This window comes from Flavobacterium sp. DW-iso2, from assembly GCF_058725285.1.
In genome coordinates this window covers 1-5,094 of record NZ_JBZXDY010000051.1, presented here as the reverse complement: position 1 = coordinate 5,094, position 5,094 = coordinate 1, and the positions used below count along the sequence as shown (strand labels likewise).

At 47.3% G+C, this 5,094-nt stretch carries 2 tRNA genes and 2 rRNA genes; all 4 read left to right on the top strand.

Annotation, left to right across the window (positions count from 1 at the left end):
* Positions 1-18 precede the first annotated feature (18 nt).
* The 4 genes from AC4PRO_RS17985 (at position 19) to AC4PRO_RS17970 (ending at position 5,025) form a co-directional block, all read left to right on the top strand.
* Positions 19-1,534: ribosomal RNA gene (locus tag AC4PRO_RS17985) — 16S ribosomal RNA — on the top strand.
* 215 nt (positions 1,535-1,749) lie between these two features.
* Positions 1,750-1,823, top strand: a tRNA-Ile gene (locus AC4PRO_RS17980).
* Between the two features lie 101 nt (positions 1,824-1,924).
* Positions 1,925-1,998 (top strand) — tRNA-Ala (locus tag AC4PRO_RS17975).
* 136 nt (positions 1,999-2,134) lie between these two features.
* Positions 2,135-5,025, top strand: a 23S ribosomal RNA gene (locus tag AC4PRO_RS17970).
* The 16S and 23S rRNA genes sit together here with 2 tRNA genes alongside, the layout of an rRNA operon.
* Positions 5,026-5,094 lie beyond the last annotated feature (69 nt).

Below are 5,094 nucleotides of genomic sequence, written 5' to 3'. Positions count from 1 at the left end.
ATTTGATTCGCATAATATACGATGAAGAGTTTGATCCTGGCTCAGGATGAACGCTAGCGGCAGGCTTAACACATGCAAGTCGAGGGGTAGAGTTAGCTTGCTAACTTGAGACCGGCGCACGGGTGCGTAACGCGTATGCAATCTACCTTTCACAAAGGGATAGCCCAGAGAAATTTGGATTAATACCTTATAGTATATCGAGTTGGCATCAACATGATATTAAAGATTTATCGGTGAAAGATGAGCATGCGTCCCATTAGCTAGTTGGTATGGTAACGGCATACCAAGGCAACGATGGGTAGGGGTCCTGAGAGGGAGATCCCCCACACTGGTACTGAGACACGGACCAGACTCCTACGGGAGGCAGCAGTGAGGAATATTGGACAATGGGCGCAAGCCTGATCCAGCCATGCCGCGTGCAGGATGACGGTCCTATGGATTGTAAACTGCTTTTATACAGGAAGAAACACCTCTACGTGTAGAGACTTGACGGTACTGTAAGAATAAGGATCGGCTAACTCCGTGCCAGCAGCCGCGGTAATACGGAGGATCCAAGCGTTATCCGGAATCATTGGGTTTAAAGGGTCCGTAGGCGGTCAGATAAGTCAGTGGTGAAAGCCCATCGCTCAACGGTGGAACGGCCATTGATACTGTCTGACTTGAATTATTAGGAAGTAACTAGAATATGTAGTGTAGCGGTGAAATGCTTAGAGATTACATGGAATACCAATTGCGAAGGCAGGTTACTACTAATATATTGACGCTGATGGACGAAAGCGTGGGTAGCGAACAGGATTAGATACCCTGGTAGTCCACGCCGTAAACGATGGATACTAGCTGTTGGGAGCAATTTCAGTGGCTAAGCGAAAGTGATAAGTATCCCACCTGGGGAGTACGAACGCAAGTTTGAAACTCAAAGGAATTGACGGGGGCCCGCACAAGCGGTGGAGCATGTGGTTTAATTCGATGATACGCGAGGAACCTTACCAAGGCTTAAATGTAGTTTGACCGTTTTGGAAACAGAATTTTCGCAAGACAAATTACAAGGTGCTGCATGGTTGTCGTCAGCTCGTGCCGTGAGGTGTCAGGTTAAGTCCTATAACGAGCGCAACCCCTGTTGTTAGTTGCCAGCGAGTCATGTCGGGAACTCTAACGAGACTGCCAGTGCAAACTGTGAGGAAGGTGGGGATGACGTCAAATCATCACGGCCCTTACGCCTTGGGCTACACACGTGCTACAATGGCCGGTACAGAGAGCAGCCACTGGGCGACCAGGAGCGAATCTACAAAACCGGTCACAGTTCGGATCGGAGTCTGCAACTCGACTCCGTGAAGCTGGAATCGCTAGTAATCGGATATCAGCCATGATCCGGTGAATACGTTCCCGGGCCTTGTACACACCGCCCGTCAAGCCATGGAAGCTGGGGGTGCCTGAAGTCGGTGACCGCAAGGAGCTGCCTAGGGTAAAACTGGTAACTAGGGCTAAGTCGTAACAAGGTAGCCGTACCGGAAGGTGCGGCTGGAACACCTCCTTTCTAGAGCCTTATTGTTAGCTTATTTATAAGCACGTTAGGGAAAAAGACGAAAAGAGAAAGTGGAAACAAAGATTAAGATAATATTACTCTTGCTGTTAGTTCAAATAATACAATTTAAGTAAAAGATAAAGATTTACGATTATTGAATGCTGATTGTTGATTGCGGATTTTAAATCTGAGATCAGAAATCGTTAATCATAGATCAGAAATCACCTTGTCTCGTAGCTCAGCTGGTTAGAGTACTACACTGATAATGTAGGGGTCGACAGTTCGAGTCTGTCCGAGACAACTATTTATACTTAAAGGAAATTTTAGAAGTTGAGTTGCACTAATTAGTGACGAACCGTTTAGGACTGTTAACTAAAAACTGTTAACTGCATACTAAAATAAGGGGGATTAGCTCAGCTGGCTAGAGCGCCTGCCTTGCACGCAGGAGGTCAACGGTTCGACTCCGTTATTCTCCACGATTGTTGAATTAGATTCAACAAAAAAGTTCATTGACATATTGAGATAAGAAAAAATATAAAAAGTAGAAAGCATTTTACTTGTTTATCATTAGACAAGTAGAAAGAACGGTCTTAATTAAATTTAAGATTGGTACAATAAGCAAAATAAGGGCGTATGGGGGATGCCTTGGCTCTCAGAGGCGATGAAAGGCGTGATAAGCTGCGAAAAGCTACGGGGACGGGCACACACCGATTGATCCGTAGATACCTGAATGGGGCAACCCACTATGTTGAAGACATAGTACACCTACGGGTGGGCAAACCCGCTGAACTGAAACATCTAAGTAGGCGGAGGAGAAGAAAACAAAAGTGATTCCGTAAGTAGTGGCGAGCGAACGCGGATTAGCCCAAACCAATGATGTTACGGCATTGTTGGGGTTGTAGGACCACGACATTCAATGTAAAACGAACTAGAATCTACTGGAAAGTAGAACCAAAGAGGGTGATAGTCCTGTATAGGTAAGTGATATAATTGATAGTGGTATCCTGAGTAGGGCGGGACACGAGAAATCCTGTCTGAATTTGGCGGGACCATCCGCTAAGGCTAAATACTCCTGAGAGACCGATAGTGAACCAGTACCGTGAGGGAAAGGTGAAAAGAACCGTGAATAACGGAGTGAAATAGATCCTGAAACCATACGCTTACAAGCGGTCGGAGCCCTTTAGTGGGGTGACGGCGTGCCTTTTGCATAATGAGCCTACGAGTTAACGTTGCTGGCAAGGATAAGTGGTTCAGCCACGGATCCGTAGCGAAAGCGAGTCTGAATAGGGCGCTTTAGTCAGTAGTGTTAGACGCGAAACCGTGTGATCTACCCATGGACAGGTTGAAGCTGTGGTAACACATAGTGGAGGACCGAACCCGTTGACGTTGAAAAGTCTTGGGATGATCTGTGGGTAGGGGTGAAAGGCCAATCAAACTCGGAAATAGCTCGTACTCCCCGAAATGCATTTAGGTGCAGCGTTAGTTATAAAGTTATATAGAGGTAGAGCTACTGATTGGATGCGGGGGCTTCACCGCCTACCAATTCCTGACAAACTCCGAATGCTATATAATGTTCACTAACAGTGAGGGCTTGGGTGCTAAGGTCCAAGTCCGAGAGGGAAAGAACCCAGACCATCAGCTAAGGTCCCCAAATATATACTAAGTTGAAAGAACGAGGTTTGTCTGCATAGACAGCTAGGATGTTGGCTTGGAAGCAGCCATTCATTTAAAGAGTGCGTAACAGCTCACTAGTCGAGCGGACGAGCATGGATAATAATCGGGCATAAGTATATTACCGAAGCTATGGATTTCATATTTATTTATGGAGTGGTAGGGGAGCATTCTAACAGGGTAGAAGGTGAGTCGTAAGGCCTGCTGGACCGGTTAGAAAAGAAAATGTAGGCATAAGTAACGATAATGCGGGCGAGAAACCCGCACACCGAAAGACTAAGGTTTCCACAGCTATGCTAATCAGCTGTGGGTTAGTCGGGACCTAAGGCGAACCCGAAAGGGACAGTCGATGGACAACGGGTTAATATTCCCGTACTACTGTTAACTGTGATGGGGTGACGGAGTGATGAAAGTGCCGCGAACTGACGGAATAGTTCGTTGAAGTACCTACCTATAAGCTGCGCAGGCAAATCCACGCGGCTTGGGGAAATACGATAGTACTCGGAGACTTCGGTTGAAGAGATAGTGCACCTAAGGGCTTCCAAGAAAAACCTCTAAACTTCAGGTTAATAGTACCCGTACCGCAAACCGACACAGGTAGTCGAGATGAGAATTCTAAGGTGCTCGAGAGATTCATGGCTAAGGAATTAGGCAAAATAGACCCGTAACTTCGGGAGAAGGGTCGCCTCGTCAGTGATGACGAGGCCGCAGTGAAGAGGTCCAGGCGACTGTTTATCAAAAACACAGGGCTCTGCAAAATCGTAAGATGAAGTATAGGGCCTGACACCTGCCCGGTGCTGGAAGGTTAAGTGGAGATGTTATCTTCGGAGAAGCATTGAAATGAAGCCCCAGTAAACGGCGGCCGTAACTATAACGGTCCTAAGGTAGCGAAATTCCTTGTCGGGTAAGTTCCGACCTGCACGAATGGTGTAACGATCTGGACACTGTCTCAGCCATGAGCTCGGTGAAATTGTAGTAGCGGTGAAGATGCCGCTTACCCGCAGTGGGACGAAAAGACCCTGTGCACCTTTACTATAGCTTAGTATTGACCTTGGACAAATGATGTGTAGGATAGGTTGGAGACTGTGAAGTGGCGTCGCTAGGCGTTGTGGAGTCATTGTTGAAATACAACCCTTTGTTTGTCTGAGGCCTAACCCCGCGAAGGCGGGGGACATTGCTTGGTGGGTAGTTTGACTGGGGTGGTCGCCTCCAAAAGAGTAACGGAGGCTTCTAAAGGTTCCCTCAGTACGCTTGGTAACCGTGCGTAGAGTGCAATGGCATAAGGGAGCTTGACTGAGAGACATACAGGTCGATCAGGTACGAAAGTAGAGCATAGTGATCCGGTGGTTCCGCATGGAAGGGCCATCGCTCAAAGGATAAAAGGTACGCCGGGGATAACAGGCTGATCTCCCCCAAGAGCTCATATCGACGGGGGGGTTTGGCACCTCGATGTCGGCTCGTCACATCCTGGGGCTGGAGAAGGTCCCAAGGGTTGGGCTGTTCGCCCATTAAAGTGGCACGCGAGCTGGGTTCAGAACGTCGTGAGACAGTTCGGTCTCTATCTACTGTGGGCGCAAGAAATTTGAGTGGATCTGATTCTAGTACGAGAGGACCGAATTGGACAAACCTCTAGTGTATCTGTTGTCACGCCAGTGGCACCGCAGAGTAGCTACGTTTGGAAGGGATAAGCGCTGAAAGCATATAAGCGCGAAACCCACCACAAGATGAGATTTCTTTTAAGGGTCGTAGGAGATGACTACGTTGATAGGCTATAGATGTAAAGGCAGTAATGTCATAGTCGAGTAGTACTAATAACCCGTAAGCTTATGTACACTTTTCCCTCTCGAGTAATCGAGAGGGGAGAAACTTTCTAATACAATAAAACTTTTCTTTATCTCAGT